A 16,072-nucleotide genomic window follows, 5' to 3' on the forward strand; every position below is an offset into this window, starting at 1 on the left:
TTCACAGGCTGGGCGCGCTGGAGGGGTTCAGGGCAAAGCTTCGGACAGGTTATCTAGATAGGCGTCGCGGCTGCGTACGCGGTCGCTGCCGAAATGGCAGGCGAAGGTGCTGCCGCGGCCGACCTCGCTGACGATTTCCAGCCGCGCCTGGTGCAGGTTGAGCACGTGCTTGACGATGGATAGGCCCAGGCCGGTGCCGCCGCTCTCGCGCGAACGGCTGGTGGACACGCGGTAGAAGCGCTCGGTGATGCGCGGCAGGTGCGCGGCCGGAATGCCGTAGCCGCTGTCGATCACTTCCAGCACTACCCCGCGCCCCATGCCCTGATGTTCGGGGCGGAAGCGGATCCGGATCGAGCCGCCGGCGGGGGTATAGCGGATCGCGTTGCTGACCAGGTTCGAAAACGCGCTATGCAGCTCCTTGTTGGAGCCCCACAGGTCGACCCCGGCCAGGTCTTCCATCGCAATCTCGTGCCGGCCCTGGCTCAGCGCCATGGCTTCGCGCTTGAGCGTGGACAGCATCGAGGACATGACCACGGTCTCCTCGGCCGGCAGGCTGTCCTGCGACTCCAGCCGCGACAGCATCAGCAGGTCTTCGACCAATTGGGTCATGCGCTGCGACTGGCGCTGCATCTCGGCCAGCATCGGCGCCCAGTCCGGGTGTTCGCTGGGGTCGAGCATGTCCAGATAGCCGTGGACCACGGTCAGCGGGGTGCGCAGTTCGTGCGAGACGTTGGCGACGAAGTCGCGGCGCATCTGCTCCAGCTGCAACAGGCGGCTGACGTCGCGGGCGACCAGCAGCCACAGATTTTCGGAGTAGGGAATCAGGCGCAGGCTCAGGGTCGCGGCCGGGTTCCACGGCGAGGACGCTTCCAGCGGCTCGGCGTTACGTCCGGCGGCCAGCCAGTGAGCGAGCTGCAGCGGCTGCAGCTTCTGCGACAGCGAACCGCCGATATCGCGCGGGTAGCGCAGGCCGAGCAGGCCGTTGGCGGCTTCGTTGAACCACTGGATGCGCTGGCTGTTGCGCTCCACCACCACGATCGCGTCGGGCAGCGCCGCGGCGGCGGCGCGGTAGGCGCGCAACATTTCGATCAGGCGGCGCTTGCGGCCGCGCATCTCGGCCTGGCTGCGGTGCAGCAGCCGGTCCAGTTCGTTCCAGATGCCTTCGCCCAGCGGCGGGGTCAGGCGCTGGCGCGCGGTCAGCCGGATCAGCACGCGCCGCAGCCGCCAGTAGTGCCAGGCGACCACGCCCAGCGCCGCCAGGGTCACGGTCGGCCACGGCTGGCCGATCAGCAGCCCGGCCACGGCCGCGGCCGCCAGGATCAGCAGCAGCTGTCCCAGGGTGCGGAACCAGGCGGATCGGGCGCGGGGTGGCATACCCGCCAAGCTTACGCGGCGAGTGAGGCAGAAAAACGATAACCGGCGCCGCGCACGGTCTGGACCATGCCGTCGAGACGGTGCGGTTCCAGGGTTTTGCGCAGGCGGCGGATGTGCACGTCGACCGTGCGCTCCTCGACGTAGACGCTGCCGCCCCAGACGTGATCGAGCAGCTGGGTGCGCGAGTACACGCGCTCGGGGTGGGTCATGAAGAAGTGCAGCAGGCGGTACTCGGTCGGACCGATCTGCACCGCCTGGTCGCCGCCGTCGCCCTGGGCGAACACGCGGTGGGCGGCGCCGTCGATGCGCAGCGGGCCGATGCCGACGCTGCCGTCCTCGTCGTCCTCGCGCGAGCGCCGCAGCACGGCACGGATCCGCGCCAGCAGTTCGCGCGCCGAAAAGGGTTTCACCACGTAATCGTCGACGCCGGCCTCGAGGCCGCCGACGCGGTCGTTCTCTTCGCCGCGCGCGGTCAGCATGATGATCGGGATTTCGCGGGTCAGCGATTCCTTGCGCCAGCGCCGGGCCAGTTCCAGGCCGCTGGTGCCGGGCAGCATCCAGTCGAGCAGGATCAGGTCGGGGACGCGGTCGGCGATCGCCGCCTGGGCCTCGCGCGCATCGCCGGCATGGATCGGGTCGTACTCGCCCTTGCGCAGGGCGAAAGACACCATGTCGCGGATGGCGGGTTCGTCTTCGACTATCAAGATGCGCTTCTGCACGCGGTCACCGGGGGGAGTGGAAACGGGGCTCTTCCTTGAAACCGCGTCAGTACACTACCGTTTTATGACGTCCGCGTGACACTGTCGCAAAGGCCGGTGCGCGGGATGCGGGATTTGGGATTGGCTGGGCAAAAGCGGCCGCCAAGGGCGCCCGTCGCGAGCGGACCGGCGACCCTCGAGCAGACTGTCACACGTTACAAATCCGGTCAGGAGCGGCCAGGACCGGTCAAGGACCGGCGAGAGCCGTTCAGCGACGCCGCAGGTCCTCGTCCTTCACGCCCTGGCGCCGCAACTCCAGCACGGTCGGGGTGATGGCGGCGATCCGGGCTTCGATCCGGGCGCGCGAGTAGTAATCCAGCTCCGGACGCTTCTTCAGCGTGTTCAGCTGGACCAGGGCCTGTTCCGGGCGACCGCCCAGATAGGCGGCCTCGGCATAGGCCTCGCCGGCGCGGATCGGGTCGCCCGCAATCTCACAGGCGCGTGCGAACACTTGCTGGAACACCGCGTCCTCGCTGGCCGCGCCCAGCAGCGGACGCAGCACCGCCTGGGCGCGCTTGCCGGCCTCGACCGTATTGCGCTCCGACAGGGAGCGGGCATAGGTCAGCGCCACGGCGCGGTTGTTCGGCATCTGCCGCAGCAGGGAGTCGAAGCGGGCGTCGGCCGAGACGGCCTTGCCGCTCAGCGATTCGGCCTCGCTCAGGGCCAGGCTCAGCCACAGGTGGTCGGGGTGTTCCTGCAGCAATTCGGCGAACACCGGCGCAGCGGCGGCGGCCTGGTTGGCGCGCATCCGCGCCACCGCCAGGCCATAGCGCTGGGCGTCGTCGAGCTTGCCCTTGCCCAGGCGCTCATATTCGGCGATGGCGTCGCGCGGCGATTCGGCGCTGAGCACGCGCATGCGTTCGCGGGCGAACTCGAAGAAGCCGGTTTCGCCGCCGGACAGCTCGTAGCCCTGCAGCTTCAGCGTGCCGGGCAGCAACGGGTTGTCCAGGCCGCGCGCGTCGCCGGGCAGGCTGTAGCCGTTCTTGGGGATGCGTTCGTTGCGGGTGGCGTTCGGCGTCGCCGTGGTCGCGACCACGGTGCTGCGGGCGATCTGCTCGGCGCGCGCCTTGGCCTCGCTGATGCGGGTGGTGGTGACCGGGTGGGTCAGCAGGTAATCGGGGGTGGGGCCGTAGTAGCCGGCCGCGTTGCTGCGCGACTTGGCCTGCATCTTGGCGAAGAAGTCCGCCATCGCGGCCGGATCGTACTGGCTGCGGGCCAGGGTCTGGATGCCCAGGCGGTCGGCTTCGGACTCGTTGGAGCGGGTGTAGTCGATCTGGCGCTGCTGCATCAGGCCCATCGCCGAGACCATCGCGGCCTGGGCGGCGTCGTCGGCGGAATTGCCGCCGGCGGCCTGGGCCGCGACGATCGCGCCCAGCATCGCCAGCAGGATCGGCAACTGGTCGCGCTGGGCGCGCTCGACCCCGCGCAGCACGTGCTGCTGGGTGACGTGGGCGATTTCGTGCGAGAGCACCGCCGCCACTTCGTCCTCGCGCTCGGCCGCCAGCACCAGGCCGACGTTGACGCCGATGTAGCCGCCCAGGGTCGCGAAGGCGTTGATCTGGCGCTGGCGCATCACGAAGAAGGTGAAGGGCTGGCGCGGGCGGTCGCTGCTGGCGGCCAGGCGCGTGCCCAGGGTATCGAGCCAGCTGTTGATCAGCGGGTCTTCCAGCAGGTAGTCGTAGTGGCGCAGCTGCGCCAGCATCATCGCGCCGTATTCGCGCTCCTGGGCCGGGGTCAGCAGTTCGCCCGCGGACGAGCCGATGTCGGGCAGGCTCGATTCCTGGGCCGGCGCGCAGACGCTGGCGACGGCGAGGGTGATGGCGGCGGAGAGCAGGGCGATGCGGCGCAAGCAGGCGTTCCTCGGTCGCGGGTGGCGCGGACGGCAGGTGCACGTTCGCACGGCAGGATGCGGTCCGCCATGCCCGGCGGGGTGAATCGTCCATTAATCGGAGCCCGGCCGGGCCGCGGAAGGCACCGGTGGACGACAGCGTTCCGCAAGCGCGGTTTAATGGCGCACCGTGCGGGCCCATATTCGACCGCAAGCACCCCGCCGAGTTTCATCAGGAGAATCGTCTTGAGCGTCACCGACACCGCGCCGACCGGATCGGCCGAGAAGATCGTGATCTACACCACCGCGATCTGCCCCTATTGCGTCGCCGCGAAGAACTTCCTCAAGAGCAAGGGCGAGTCCTGGACCGAGGTCCGGATCGACCTGGACCCGGCGCAGCGCGAGAAGATGATGAGCCTGACCCGCCGCACCAGCGTGCCGCAGATCTTCATCCGCGGCACCCACGTCGGCGGCTACGACGACATGATCGCGCTGCATCGCGCCGGCGGTCTCGAACCCCTGCTGGCGGGTTGAGCGGGCGGCACGGCCGCCTGCGCCCGCGAACGCCCGGCCGGGAATGAACCAGCCGGACGATCCGCACGCCGAAACGCTGACGCCATCGACGGCAAGCGCGCCCCTCATCCAGCGTCCCCTCATTCAAGGAGTTTCCGTGAGCAACGACAGTACCGAAAGCGACCGCGTCGCCGAGTTCACCGCGTTCCGCAAGCGCATGAACGAACGCATCCTGGCCGAACCCAACCAGGTCGTGCGGCGCTTCTTCGCCCTCGACACCCAGACCTACCAGTCCGGCGCGCTGGACCTGAAGACCAAGGAGCTGCTGGGCCTGGTCGCCTCGATGGTGCTGCGCTGCGACGACTGCATCAGCTACCACGTCGCCCAGTGCAAGGAAGCCGGGGTCAACCGCGACGAGATGTTCGAGGCCTTCTCGGTCGGCCTGGTGGTCGGCGGTTCCATCGTGATCCCGCACCTGCGCCGCGCGGTCGATTTCCTCGACCGGCTGGAGCAGGGCGACGCCCAGGCGCCGGCCGGTCACGACCACGGCTGATTCCCGGTCGATTCCTGTAGGAGCGGCGTGAGCCGCGATCGCGATATCTCAACGACGGCGCCAGTTGGATGCCGCGATCGCGGCTCCCGCCGCTCCCGTCGCAGGCCGTCCTGCTGCGCACCCGCCTGAACGACGTCCCCGACCTGGCCGAGTCGGGCCGTTGGCTGCCCCCGACCATCGTCCAATACGCCGCCGAATGCAGGGCGGAGCCGCTTCCGGCATAATTACGGGGCTCACACCTCGTGCGCCGCGCCGCTTGCGCCGCGCCCTATCGTTGGAAGACTTCCCTCATGACGCAAACCATTACGGTCATCCGTGGCGACGGCATCGGCCCGGAGATCATGGACGCCACCCTGCACGTGCTCGACGCGATGAACCTCGGTCTGAGCTACGAATTCGCCGATGCCGGCCTGGTCGCACTGGAAAAGCACGGCGAACTGCTGCCGGCCGCGACCATGGACTCGATCCGCAAGAACCGTATCGCCCTGAAGAGCCCGCTGACCACGCCGGTCGGCGAAGGCTTCAGCTCGATCAACGTCGAGCTGCGCAAGCGCTTCGACCTGTACGCCAATGTGCGTCCGGCCAAGTCGTTCCCGAACACCAAGTCGCGCTTCCCTACCGGCGTCGATCTGATCACCGTGCGCGAGAACACCGAAGGCGCCTATATCGGCGAAGGCCAGTCCTTGTCGGAAGACGGCGAGACCGCACTGCTGACCCAGAAGATCACCCGCCGCGGCTCCGAGCGCATCGTGCGCTACGCCTTCGACCTGGCCCGCAAGACCGGCCGCAAGAAGGTCACGGTGGTGCACAAGGCCAACATTCTGAAGTCGACCTCGGGCCTGTTCCTGAAGACCGCGCGCGAAGTGGCGCAGCAGTATCCGGACATCCAGTGCAACGAGATGATCGTGGACAACACCTGCATGCAGCTGGTGATGCGTCCGGAGCAGTTCGACATCATCGTCACCACCAACCTGTTCGGCGACATCATCTCCGACCTCTGCGCCGGTCTGGTCGGCGGCCTGGGCCTGGCCCCGGGCGCCAATATCGGCACCGACGCGGCGATCTTCGAGGCCGTGCACGGCTCGGCCCCGGATATCGCCGGCAAGGGCATCGCCAACCCCTGCGCATTGCTGCTGGGCGCGGCGCAGATGCTCGACCACCTCGGCCAGCCGGAGAAGGCGACCAAGCTGCGCGAGGCCATCGTCGCCACGCTCGAAGCCAAGGATTCGCTGACCCCGGACCTGGGCGGCGAGGGCAATACGCTGTCGTTCGCCAAGGCGATCGCGAGCCGCGCCACGGCCTGATCTCGGCCGACGCGGTACCGCAACGGGGCGCCTTCGGGCGCCTCGTTGCGTTTGGGAGGTAAGCGACGCATCCGCGCCTAAACCCCTCTCCCGCAAGCGGGAGAGGGGTTGGGGTGAGGGCCGCACATGCCAGGGCTGCATGAACCCCAACCCCAGCCCCTAGCCCCAGCCCTCGACACCGCCCATGTTGCACTGCAAAATAGACGGGTAAATTGTTCCATTCGGATGAAGCGATGAATGCCCCGGTCCGCCCCAGCGCGCTCGCGCTGACGCCCCTGCTGCTGTTCCTGGCCCTGTTCTTCGGTGCCGGGATCTACTTCACCACCCACGGCGAAGCGATGGGCTTCTATCAGCTGCGCGCGCCGGTCGCGATCCTGCCGGCGCTGGCGCTGGCCGCGTTCATCGCCTGGCGCCGCAAGCTCAAGCCGCTGGACACGCTGCTGGAAGGCATGGGCGACAGCAACGTGGTGCTGATGTGCCTGATTTTCCTGCTCGCCGGCGGCTTCGTCGAAGTATCCAAGGCGATCGGCGCGGTCGACGCGATCGTCTCGCTCGGTATCGGTCACGTGCATCCGGCGCTGCTGCTGCCGAGCCTGTTCGTGGTCGCCGGCTTCATCTCGCTGTCGCTGGGCACCTCGATGGGCACCATCGCCGCGGTCGCGCCGATCGCGCTGGGCGTGTCCGACGCCTCCGGCCTGGACCGGGCGCTGGTGCTGGGCGCGGTGATCGGCGGCGCTACCTTCGGCGACAACCTGTCGGTGATCTCCGATACCGCCATCGTTGCCACCCGCACCCAGGGCTGCACCATGCGCGAGAAGTTCCGCGAGAACTTCAAGCTGGCGCTGCCGGCCGCGCTGCTGACCGTGGTCGTGCTCGGCTTCGTCGGCGAGACCGCGCCGGTCGCGCCGCTGGAGCCGGTCTCGGCCTGGCTGATCGTGCCGTACCTGATCGTGCTGGGCCTGGCCCTGGCCGGCGTCGACGTGATCGTGGTGCTGAGCGTGGGCCTGGTGGTGGCCGGCGCGTTCGGCGCCTTCCTCGCCGAGGATTTCGGTCTGGCCGCCTATGCCGGGCATATCTGGGACGGCTTCGAGAGCATGATCGAAATCACCCTGCTGTCGCTGCTGGTCGGCGGCCTGGGCGCGCTGATGAAGGCGACCGGCGGCCTGGCCTGGCTGGCGCAGGCGATCGGCCGCTTCGCGCGCGGGCACAAGAGCCGGCGCGCCGGCGAGCTCAGCATCGCTGCGCTGTCGGCGACCACCGACGTGTTCACCGCCAACAACACCGTCGCGATCCTGATCAGCGGCGGCCTGGCCCGCGACATCGCCCAGCAGCACGGCGTGCCGCCGGCGCGCGCGGCCAGCGTGCTCGACATCTTCGCCTGCGTGACCCAGGGCGTGCTGCCCTACGGCGCGCAGATCCTGCTGGCGGCCTCGCTGGGCGCGGTCTCGCCGCTGGCGCTGGCCGGCAGCGTCCATTACAGCTGGCTGCTGGGCGCGATCACCCTCGCCGCGATGCTGTGGTCCTCGCGCAAGCGCGCGCCGCAGCTGCTCGCGCAAGCGGCCGAAGGGCAGGCCTGAGCGGCCGCCCGTCAAAAGAAGGCAGGCAAAAAAAGGGGCGCGATTGCGCCCCTTCTTCGTTGCGACCCGGCGTCGGGCTCAGTTGCGCGATTGCAGCTTCGACAGCAGGCGCAGGAACTCGACGTACAGCCACACCAGGGTCACCATCAGGCCGAACGCGGCGTACCACTCCATGTACTTGGGTGCGCGCTGCTCGACGCCGGTTTCGATGAAGTCGAAGTCCAGCACCAGGTTCAGCGCCGCGACCACGACCACGAACAGGCTGAAGCCGATGCCGATCAGGCCGGACTCGTGGATGTAGGGGATGTTCTTGCCGAACAGGCTCATGCCGAAGCTGACCAGGTACAGCAGGAAGATGCCGCCGGTGGCCGCGGCCACGCCCAGCTTGAAGTTCTCGGTCGCCTTGATCAGGCCCGAACGGTAGGCCAGCAGCAGCGCGAACAGGGTGCCGAAGGTCAGCATCACCGCCTGCATCACGATGCCCGGGAAGCGCGCCTCGAACATCGACGAGATCGCGCCCAGGAACAGGCCCTCGACCAGCGCGTACGCCGGCGCGGTCACCGGCGCCCAGGTCTTCTTGAACACCGTCACCAGGGCCAGGACGAGGCCGCCCAGGCCGCCGATCAGCATGAACGGCATCAGGCCGGTGGCGCCCTCGGGGGTGATGCTGATCTGGCTCCAGGCGTAGGCCGCGGTGATCACGGTCAGCAGCAACAGCAGGCCGGTCTTGTTGACCGTGCCGTTCAAGCTCATCGCCTGGCTGTCGCCCTGGACCACCGAACCGGTGCCGAGGTCGAGAAAGGTCGATTCCTTCAATGCCGGATTGCCGCTGCGCATATCTATGCCCCTGATGTGCCGAATGAACGGATGTTCACGATGCCGGGAGCATACACGCCGCCGGATCGTCGCTGCCTCGTTGACAGCGGCGGTGCCGCCGCCCAAACTACTCGACCTTTCGCGGCGTTGGCGCGCAACGGAAGCCCCGGCTCGGGGTATAGCTCAGCCTGGTAGAGCGCCAGCTTTGGGAGCTGGATGTCGTGGGTTCGAATCCCTCTGCCCCGACCATCCGCTACTCAGGCTGGGGCGTCAGTTAAGATGGTTGGACTGGCGCCCGTAGCTCAACTGGATAGAGCACCGGCCTTCTAAGCCGGTGGTTGTGGGTTCGATTCCCGCCGGGCGCGCCAAGTTCGCAACAGATTTGCGTTGTATGTCTACGTTTTACGGTGGCTGTAGCTCAGCTGGTTAGAGTACTGGATTGTGATTCCAGATGTCGGGGGTTCGAGTCCCCTCAGCCACCCCATTGTTGTAAGGACCGAAAAGCTTCTGATACAATTTCGCTCCTGATGCACCGGGCCGTTAGCTCAGTTGGTAGAGCAGTTGACTCTTAATCAATAGGTCCAAGGTTCGAATCCTTGACGGCCCACCAAATCGAAGAGGCACCTGGACGCGAGTCCAGGTGCTTTTTTCTTTTCTGGGCTCGGCGCCGAGAATTCCGGATCGGTGGATCGTTCGCAGGCGCCGCGCATCCTGTTATCGCCCCCGCAGCGCATCCGCTCCGTCTCGCGCGTGGCCTTGCTACAGTGTCTGCGTCGCAGGGACGCCGCTGGCGTGGGGACGGGCATGAAGGGGCTCACGGGATTCGTTCTGGTCGCCACGCTCTGCGCGTGCGCGCTGGTGCGTGCCGGTGAAGCACCGCTGCTGCCGCCGCCTTTGCCCTGGCACGTGAACGCCTACATCGGCTTCGAACGCGCCGCGGAGTTCGATCAGGCGGGTATACCCGAGCGCTGGTACTACCAGAACGCGCTCCAGATCGACAGTGCGCTCGTGAAGTTGCATAAGCAGACGGTGGTCTGCAAAGCCGGCCGTCTTTACGCTTCCGAGGGCGACGGTGGTGCGATGTTTTACGAGGGCGAGATGCTGGGCTCGCTCGAAGAGGGTCGGGCTGTCCTGCGTTACGCCGGATGCGACCAATGCATTCCTCCGACGACAGCGCCGGAACCGCTCGATTTGCCAGTTCGTCGGGTGTCGCCGAGCGTGATCCTGCTAGGGGCGGCCTCGTACAGCCGCGAGGCCGAGCCTTATCCGAAGCGCTGCCCGTCCGGCCTCTAGGTATGCAGCGCGGGCCGGTGCGATCGTCCGGGTCGCAAGGTTTTCAAGGTAGGCCCTAGCGACGCAGCTGCTGCACGCGCGGCCGTTGCCGCGGCCGAACGCGTAAGGACGAAATGCACCGCGGCAGACGTGAATTAGTACTCTGGCCCCTGTTCCCTCGCTACTGGAGCAGCGGGTGCTCACGTCCGCTACCGACTCAGAGCCAGCTCTGGTGCCGAATTTCTGCCATTGTTCTTTGCTGGGAGGGAAGCCATGGACGTTTCGACCGAGACACTGCGCAAGTCTTTCCGTGAGATGCCAGATAACCAACTCGTCAAGCGCTGGCGGGACCAGTCCTTCACCGAAGACGCCCTGCCGATCGCCAAGGCCGAGATTGAAGCTCGAGGCTTGGACGTCTCCACCGCTGCAATAGATCGTGTTCGAGAGGAAGAGCGCGAGCAGGATCAAGCCATCCGGCGCCGTCAGGTGGGATATGCGAAGGAGATTGGCCTTTCCTTTCTGGTGCGGTCCGGCTTGGTTGGCGCTGGCATCCTTATCTTGCTCGGTATTGTCCTGAGCCTATTCCGCTAACAACGTGCGTCGGTTGCTTGTGTAGCGCTCCCATTGAGGTTCCAGCGCCTTTGGGGACGGATGACCACATACGCGCATTGCCAGAGCAGCAGGCGCCTATGCGAGCGAAGCGCTAGGATGCTTCAACAAATTCTGGAGAAATGACGATGGGCCAGTCAGTCGATGAGTTCTTTGCGCAGGTGAACGGGACGCAAACGGCGCTTGTTCAAATTTGCACATTGCTGCTAGCCACTAGTCCGCACAGAGTTCAGCTGCTTGAGCTTTTGAAAGCACGCTTAGGCGAGCTAATTTCCGACGCCGGCGATACAGCGCCCGAAGCGGCGTACAAGCAGGGAGTACGCGATGTGATGGAGTATTTCGCTAAAGGTGTCGAGGTGGCCAGCCTTGCACAAGAAGTGTCCAACGCAAAAGCAACCGGCGGCGTTCAATAGGCGAAAATTCAATTTGTGCGCACTGGGAAACTTGGCCCTAAGATCGACCCGTATCAAAGGGGATAGCCCACTATACGGTGCGCTGTGGAAAAGTCGTATAACGGAACCCCGGGATCCGGCTAACTGGAAGTTTGGCCTCAAGGAGACATCGCATGCGATCTGAAGAAGCGGCTGCGGTAATCGACGCGCTGAGAGAATCGTTCCAGAGCAATCCCAGCCAATTTCACTTTGCCGTCAACGTGACAACGATCGGAACTCAATCCATCGTAAATGGCGGTGGAACTGGCATCAACGTTAGTGTTAGCGGCGGCGGACCTGGTTCAAGCACTACTGGCTTTTCGAGCACAGCCAGCTCGGGCAAGACAAATGTCCAGATCGCCCAGCAGGTCGCAAATGAGGAGATCCAACGCCAAGCTCAGCAAATCATCAAGTCACTGTCGGATCTTGCAACTGAGCTGCGTTGCACAACGCCGCAACAAAGCAACATCTCCAAGTGCATCTCTGCTCTGTCGTCAACATTCGTACCTGCACTTGTCTTAGCGGCTGTTAAAACAGTACTCGCGCTCTCCGGAGTTGTGGTTTAACAATTTGTTCAAGCCGAAGCCACTGCGCGGCGCGGCTTGGTTGAGGCGTTCGCGCGATGTCCGCTTCTGGCCGGAAGCCGACGTGGACCGGGATTAGGGAGGGTTATCGGGGGTAGGAGAGGGCAGCTTCCGACCCGAAGCGGACACCGGTGGGGGAATGAGCGGTGTCAAATCGATCTCGCGGCTGCGCGAAAACCTCTGGAGCTGTGTCCGAGCCTACAGGCCTTGCCGACGACGGAACGTGCTAAACCGCGATTGGGAACATCATCGCCTGGCCCGCGTCGTATACAGGGCTTCCTATGCGCCTCTCTTTCGCCTCCGCCCGCCGCCCTTTCCCTGTCCAACACTCTTGAACGTAGCTCGGTAACGCTCGTACATCTCTTCCATGGACGGAGAGGGCGTCGCGTCCCGCTGACTGGCGAATATTGCGTAGTAGGCCGAGTACAGCTTCCTATCCCTCGCCTTGTTCCACGTCCAGCCCAGCCCCACTGCCTGCGCTCCTTTTAGCCTGGAAGTTGCCGCACGGTTTAGAACAAACCGAAACGCCTCGTTGTTGAGAGACTTAACCAGGACGAAGAGTAAGTCGACGATGGACTCCATGTTCGACCGGGTCAGCAGGATGGGCTTCTCCAGGTACTTCTTGTGGCTCTCAAGCCCAAGCTCGACCGCATTTTTGGTGCCGAGCTTCCCGAAGCGATGGACGCAGCAGTGCCGCAGTTCACATACGGCGTTATAGCGCGTGAGGAGGTCCTCGAACGGCTTGTTCCCGTTCAAATTCCAGCTCAGAAATTTTTGAAGATTTGCCAGTATCTGCTTTTGTCCAGAGAACACGACTTCCTCGAGGAGCGCCTCGGGGAGGAGGTCCTGCCGCTGATGACGCGCGGCTGCGTATGTCAGTGTGAAGGTCTCGCAGTGTAGCTGCGAGTAGGGATCTACCATAACGATGCGCCTTATAAGCGCTCGAAAAAATCCTTCAACGGCTGAAACATAGCCCAGAATTAGCAGCATCCCCAGTTCCCGCTCCAGGAAGGCGTCGTCCCCTTTTCCTACCCACATCTTGTTGAGGCTTACCGCGTTATCGATGAACTGATCAATCGGCGATACATCGGAATCATCGTGGTCAGCATGAAACCACTGCCTGGTATCAAGCTCGCCCGCGAGCTGACGCACCATCAGAATCGCCGAGAAGTCGGCCGTAGGAGCAGGTTTCGGAGGCATGGCTAGGACAAATACTCGTCAACGAAACCGTTGAGAACATCCACAATTTTCGCAGTTCTGCGGCGCCCGAATCCTCGGACGGTGAGCAGGTCGGCGGCCGGATCTTGCTTTGCCAAAAAGTCTCGAAGCGTCTTCAAGTTTGGCAAGTGTTCATCGATCTGAGCGCGTTGCCAAACTGTCAGCCCTGGCACCTGCGCGATGGCCGTCTCCAGGCACTGCGAAAACGTAGATGCATCAACGAGCTGCTGTCCACAGTTGTGACAGAATCGCTGACTGTCAGCCAGTCGTGGCGTATGGCATGAAGCGCATTTTGGAAGCGACAGGCTCAAGCTGCCCAAATCCACCTCCGGAACAATGCGCTGAAGGCTCTTTCGCACCGGATGCTTTGCCGACTTGAACCCGATCGCTTCAACAGTTTGGCGCATGCTGCCGCCGCTTCCGCCTCCACCGATTGCTCTGATAGAAAGCAAGTTCGCGGCATGCGGTATATACCGGCGATAAATCCGCGAAGGAGTGCCATGCTTTACGGTCAAGTTGTCGTAAGTGAGCCCTGCCTCGACCAACAAATTGAACATGCGCTCGACTACCGGCGTCAGTTCACCTTCTACGACTCCGACCGTAAGCTGCCGATAGCCTTTGCCCCCGACGCCTTCGTTGAATAACTTGATCTCACGAACGATTCCATCGAGCACTTTCTCTCCGGCCTCAACCAGAGACGCGAGCTTTGGAACCTTCTTTCCTAGCGAGCGGAACTCCGCCAACCTTGCGTCAAGGTGCTCCTGAATCGTCCGCGTTACGCCTTGCTGGGCCGTGCGGTGATCACCGCGATGAAACTCGTCCAGCATGGTTAAGTAAGCTCGCGGAATACCGAATGCAGCGAATCGCAACATGACCCGGACGTCGGCGGGAGTGGACTGAAAATCTTTCACGCGAGTGTCGGCAATGCCGTCCATCACGTCGTCATACCCGGGATCCTCAATGCAAACCCATACCGGGATTGCCACCGAGTCCTGGCCTTGGTGAAACTTTGGGCTTACCTCCGTCGTGCCAGGATAGACCGAAGCCTTCGGCGCCAAATCGATGGACTTCAACGACCGTACGATATCCAGGAACTCAATCAGATATTCGGGGGTAAGCGTCAGCGCCGCATCATCCATTAGCAGAACACTGAACTTGCGCCCAGCCTGCACTCGAGCGGACGCAATTAGTGCTTGCACGCGCTCAATGGAAAGCGCGTCAGCAACAACCTTCATGTCGTCATCGAGCGGTAGGTTGCGCTCCGTCCTGGACACGAAACTTTGAAGCCCGTGCAGCGTTAACGGCGCTGGAAGCTCGACCGAAAATTCGGGCTGCCAAGACTGCGCGCTATCAATGAGAGACAAGATGATCCTGGCAAGCACCCACGAGTGAAACTGCTCGAGCGCGCTCGCGTGGCTCGAAAGCAGGGGCTCAAGTCGGAAGTAGCGATTGAAACTTACGTACACAGCGAACGGCATAGAACTGTCGTCACGACACTTCAGCCAAGCGAAACGCATCATGTGCGTCTTTCCGCAACCTCGCGGGCCCACGATGGTCCGCAATCCGCGATTTGTCAGCTCTTGGGTGACCTTATTAAACAGATCACCCTGCTGCGAAGTTTCGCTCAGTAGGTCCTCAATTGGAATGTAATCCGCCCGCTGCTGGAGAGCAGACTCGAGCTCAACACCGTCAGTTCTATTTGCCATGCCTAGGACTCACAAACGTAGCGTCATTAACGCATTGGCGGTGATGAATCTGGCGCCGACTCCGTGCGCAATTGCATCAATGGCTGATCGGCCACGAGGACTAGTCAGAACTTTGAACAGCTTGTCCTCCTCGCCTGGATTCGGCCGCAGGACAAGGAAACAGTCCGACACAACAATGACCCCTCGACCAACCCGACAGATTTTGTCTGACAAGTTTCTGCCGACCCTGGCGACAAGCACGTCACCCGCTCGCGCTGTTGTACCGGCTACCACTCTCCGATGCTCCTTGTTGAGCACGAATCTGCGGGGCACCTCAGTCATGCCATCCGCAAGGTCGGTCGTGTGAAAGACTGGATATGCGACAGTCTGTCGAGTCCGCGATGAGAGCACGCCACGCGAGATCGAACTAACGAGCTGCGATAGCTGGACGCTTCGCAAAGCGCGTGACGGCTTCGCCAATGAATGGAATCCATAATCCAGGCGAAGGATTGCCCGCTCTGGCGATATCGCCATTGTGTCTGATAGTTCACCGGTCGCGGAAAGCTGTCGAACAGGAATGGTCGATTCCTGCGTCGCGCCCTTCGTAAGAATGACTATATGAGCCTTGGCCTCAGTTCGGCGAAAAATATTACGCGGCAACTCGATGACCTGGTCAATTGCATGGCTTTCGATGAGTGACTGACGAAAACGCATGAAGCGCTCTCCGGAAATCAGTCCATCCGGAATGATCATTCCAAGCCGTCCGCCCTTCTTAAGCAAACGCAGGTTTTGAGCAATAAAAAGGATATCTGCCGGGACGTCATCCGCATGCGGCAGAACGTGACTAAGGCCAACCTCCTCCATGATTTCGCCGAAATGGCAGCGCCAGCGAGGCTTGATATAGGGTGGATTGCACAAGCCCACACAGGCTCTTCCCCAATGAAGGCCGAGCCGATGGTTTAGACCAACGTCCAAGGCATCGCCTGTGAAATGACGGAATGCGTCTCCCCTCGTTGCCGGCAGGCGACTGCTCTCGGCTCTTTCGTCGATATCGACGGTGACGAAGCGCGCCTTGCTCCAGAGCTTCGCAGCCGCATCGACGAGTGTGCCGTTGCCGGCACCGAGGTCAATAACGGTCTTTGGGGCGGTTACATCCATCGATGCGACCAACAACGCCGCGACCTTCCCATGGGTGTAGTACCGCCCAAGGCTGTCCGACTGCCTGCTCCCAAGCACCATTTTCAAAACGCACCCCTCTAGCCGTTCTCGCAAAATTTACAACAATTCCGACGGCGATAGCCTGCAGCGCCGCCGCCCGACGCTTCTGCATACGCTCCGCAGGTAGGCGGGAACTTCAGTTCGCGGTCTTTTATGAGCTTCCGCCAGTCTCCCGGTCGACAAGCTGGAGCCGTAGCGGCGGGGTCTGCTCGGACCCGACCGCTCACGGCAAGCACGCCAGCCCCTTCCGGAGACACACGGATACTGGCGGGAGCGACCGCTCTTGGCCGATAGCGGACACCGGGAAAATGACTGGTAGGATGCTGATCTGG

General features: G+C 63.5%; 15 protein-coding genes and 4 tRNA genes. 12 read left to right on the forward strand and 7 right to left on the reverse strand.

Annotation, left to right across the window (positions count from 1 at the left end; all coding sequences use genetic code 11):
* Positions 1–27 precede the first annotated feature (27 nt).
* The 3 genes from phoR to ASD78_RS16720 form a co-directional block, all read right to left on the reverse strand.
* Entirely contained in the window at positions 28–1,374 is a 1,347-nt protein-coding gene (gene phoR / locus ASD78_RS16710; protein ID WP_056103487.1) for a phosphate regulon sensor histidine kinase PhoR, read from the reverse strand.
* Positions 1,375–1,385: 11 nt separating this feature from the next.
* On the reverse strand, positions 1,386–2,093 hold the full coding sequence (phoB, locus tag ASD78_RS16715) for a phosphate regulon transcriptional regulator PhoB (protein WP_055909545.1): 708 nt from the start codon (positions 2,091–2,093) through the stop codon (positions 1,386–1,388).
* A gap of 247 nt (positions 2,094–2,340) precedes the next feature.
* A complete protein-coding gene (locus ASD78_RS16720; protein WP_056103490.1) occupies positions 2,341–3,981 on the reverse strand; it encodes a M48 family metalloprotease in 1,641 nt (546 codons plus the stop codon).
* Positions 3,982–4,206: 225 nt separating this feature from the next.
* On the opposite strand from ASD78_RS16720, the gene grxC reads away from it, so the two are divergent.
* The 4 genes from grxC to ASD78_RS16740 all read left to right on the forward strand — a co-directional run bounded on the left by grxC (position 4,207) and on the right by ASD78_RS16740 (position 7,907).
* Entirely contained in the window at positions 4,207–4,494 is a 288-nt protein-coding gene (gene grxC, locus ASD78_RS16725; RefSeq protein WP_055909551.1) for a glutaredoxin 3, read from the forward strand.
* A gap of 196 nt (positions 4,495–4,690) precedes the next feature.
* Positions 4,691–5,026: a carboxymuconolactone decarboxylase family protein gene (locus tag ASD78_RS16730; protein WP_235566533.1), complete on the forward strand. Its 336-nt coding sequence runs from the start codon at positions 4,691–4,693 to the stop codon at positions 5,024–5,026.
* Between the two features lie 290 nt (positions 5,027–5,316).
* Positions 5,317–6,330, forward strand: coding sequence for an isocitrate dehydrogenase (locus ASD78_RS16735; RefSeq protein WP_056103493.1), 1,014 nt, complete (start codon positions 5,317–5,319; stop codon positions 6,328–6,330).
* A 233-nt stretch (positions 6,331–6,563) separates the two neighbouring features.
* Positions 6,564–7,907, forward strand: coding sequence for a Na+/H+ antiporter NhaC family protein (locus ASD78_RS16740; RefSeq protein WP_056103495.1), 1,344 nt, complete (start codon positions 6,564–6,566; stop codon positions 7,905–7,907).
* A 78-nt stretch (positions 7,908–7,985) separates the two neighbouring features.
* Here ASD78_RS16740 and ASD78_RS16745 read toward each other — a convergent pair whose 3' ends face one another.
* Positions 7,986–8,744, reverse strand: coding sequence for a Bax inhibitor-1/YccA family protein (locus ASD78_RS16745; protein WP_056103498.1), 759 nt, complete (start codon positions 8,742–8,744; stop codon positions 7,986–7,988).
* A gap of 151 nt (positions 8,745–8,895) precedes the next feature.
* Between ASD78_RS16745 and ASD78_RS16750 the strand changes: the two genes are divergently transcribed.
* The 8 genes from ASD78_RS16750 (at position 8,896) to ASD78_RS20910 (ending at position 11,601) form a co-directional block, all read left to right on the forward strand.
* A tRNA-Pro gene (locus ASD78_RS16750) sits at positions 8,896–8,972 on the forward strand.
* Between the two features lie 42 nt (positions 8,973–9,014).
* A tRNA-Arg gene (locus ASD78_RS16755) sits at positions 9,015–9,091 on the forward strand.
* A 39-nt stretch (positions 9,092–9,130) separates the two neighbouring features.
* Positions 9,131–9,207, forward strand: a tRNA-His gene (locus tag ASD78_RS16760).
* Positions 9,208–9,257: 50 nt separating this feature from the next.
* Positions 9,258–9,333, forward strand: a tRNA-Lys gene (locus ASD78_RS16765).
* Positions 9,334–9,407: 74 nt separating this feature from the next.
* Positions 9,408–10,016 carry a hypothetical protein gene (locus tag ASD78_RS16770; RefSeq protein WP_056103501.1) on the forward strand — a complete coding sequence of 203 codons (609 nt, stop codon included), beginning with the start codon at positions 9,408–9,410 and terminating at the stop codon, positions 10,014–10,016.
* 252 nt (positions 10,017–10,268) lie between these two features.
* Complete coding sequence (locus ASD78_RS16775) at positions 10,269–10,586, forward strand: hypothetical protein (protein WP_056103503.1); 318 nt, start codon at positions 10,269–10,271, stop codon at positions 10,584–10,586.
* Positions 10,587–10,732: 146 nt separating this feature from the next.
* The gene (locus ASD78_RS16780; protein WP_156087836.1) at positions 10,733–11,017 is read left to right on the forward strand and encodes a hypothetical protein; all 285 of its coding nucleotides are present in this window, start codon (positions 10,733–10,735) and stop codon (positions 11,015–11,017) included.
* A 152-nt stretch (positions 11,018–11,169) separates the two neighbouring features.
* A complete protein-coding gene (locus ASD78_RS20910; protein WP_156087837.1) occupies positions 11,170–11,601 on the forward strand; it encodes a hypothetical protein in 432 nt (143 codons plus the stop codon).
* 297 nt (positions 11,602–11,898) lie between these two features.
* On the opposite strand, the gene ASD78_RS16785 is transcribed toward ASD78_RS20910, so the two are convergent.
* From ASD78_RS16785 to ASD78_RS20225, 3 genes are all read right to left on the reverse strand, one after another.
* Positions 11,899–12,819, reverse strand: coding sequence for a hypothetical protein (locus tag ASD78_RS16785; RefSeq protein WP_056103509.1), 921 nt, complete (start codon positions 12,817–12,819; stop codon positions 11,899–11,901).
* Between the two features lie 2 nt (positions 12,820–12,821).
* Positions 12,822–14,357 (reverse strand): hypothetical protein, encoded by a 1,536-nt coding sequence (locus ASD78_RS16790; protein ID WP_056103512.1) that lies wholly within the window; start codon positions 14,355–14,357, stop codon positions 12,822–12,824.
* Between the two features lie 195 nt (positions 14,358–14,552).
* The gene (locus ASD78_RS20225) at positions 14,553–15,761 is read right to left on the reverse strand and encodes an N-6 DNA methylase (RefSeq protein ID WP_082575677.1); all 1,209 of its coding nucleotides are present in this window, start codon (positions 15,759–15,761) and stop codon (positions 14,553–14,555) included.
* Positions 15,762–16,072 lie beyond the last annotated feature (311 nt).

The sequence above is a fragment of the Lysobacter sp. Root667 genome, from assembly GCF_001427715.1.
Taxonomy (GTDB): Bacteria; Pseudomonadota; Gammaproteobacteria; order Xanthomonadales; family Xanthomonadaceae; genus Lysobacter.

What these genes read in the sequence shown, in the direction of transcription:
- ASD78_RS16790 (WP_056103512.1), bottom strand. Translation starts at nt 14,357, where the DNA reads ATGATGCGTTTCGCTTGGCTGAAGTGTCGTGACGACAGTTCTATGCCG.
- ASD78_RS16740 (WP_056103495.1), top strand. Translation starts at nt 6,564, where the DNA reads ATGAATGCCCCGGTCCGCCCCAGCGCGCTCGCGCTGACGCCCCTGCTG.
- phoR (WP_056103487.1), bottom strand. Translation starts at nt 1,374, where the DNA reads ATGCCACCCCGCGCCCGATCCGCCTGGTTCCGCACCCTGGGACAGCTG.
- ASD78_RS16785 (WP_056103509.1), bottom strand. Translation starts at nt 12,819, where the DNA reads ATGCCTCCGAAACCTGCTCCTACGGCCGACTTCTCGGCGATTCTGATG.
- ASD78_RS20910 (WP_156087837.1), top strand. Translation starts at nt 11,170, where the DNA reads ATGCGATCTGAAGAAGCGGCTGCGGTAATCGACGCGCTGAGAGAATCG.
- ASD78_RS16735 (WP_056103493.1), top strand. Translation starts at nt 5,317, where the DNA reads ATGACGCAAACCATTACGGTCATCCGTGGCGACGGCATCGGCCCGGAG.
- ASD78_RS16775 (WP_056103503.1), top strand. Translation starts at nt 10,269, where the DNA reads ATGGACGTTTCGACCGAGACACTGCGCAAGTCTTTCCGTGAGATGCCA.
- ASD78_RS16745 (WP_056103498.1), bottom strand. Translation starts at nt 8,744, where the DNA reads ATGCGCAGCGGCAATCCGGCATTGAAGGAATCGACCTTTCTCGACCTC.
- ASD78_RS16780 (WP_156087836.1), top strand. Translation starts at nt 10,733, where the DNA reads ATGGGCCAGTCAGTCGATGAGTTCTTTGCGCAGGTGAACGGGACGCAA.
- ASD78_RS16730 (WP_235566533.1), top strand. Translation starts at nt 4,691, where the DNA reads ATGAACGAACGCATCCTGGCCGAACCCAACCAGGTCGTGCGGCGCTTC.
- ASD78_RS20225 (WP_082575677.1), bottom strand. Translation starts at nt 15,761, where the DNA reads ATGGTGCTTGGGAGCAGGCAGTCGGACAGCCTTGGGCGGTACTACACC.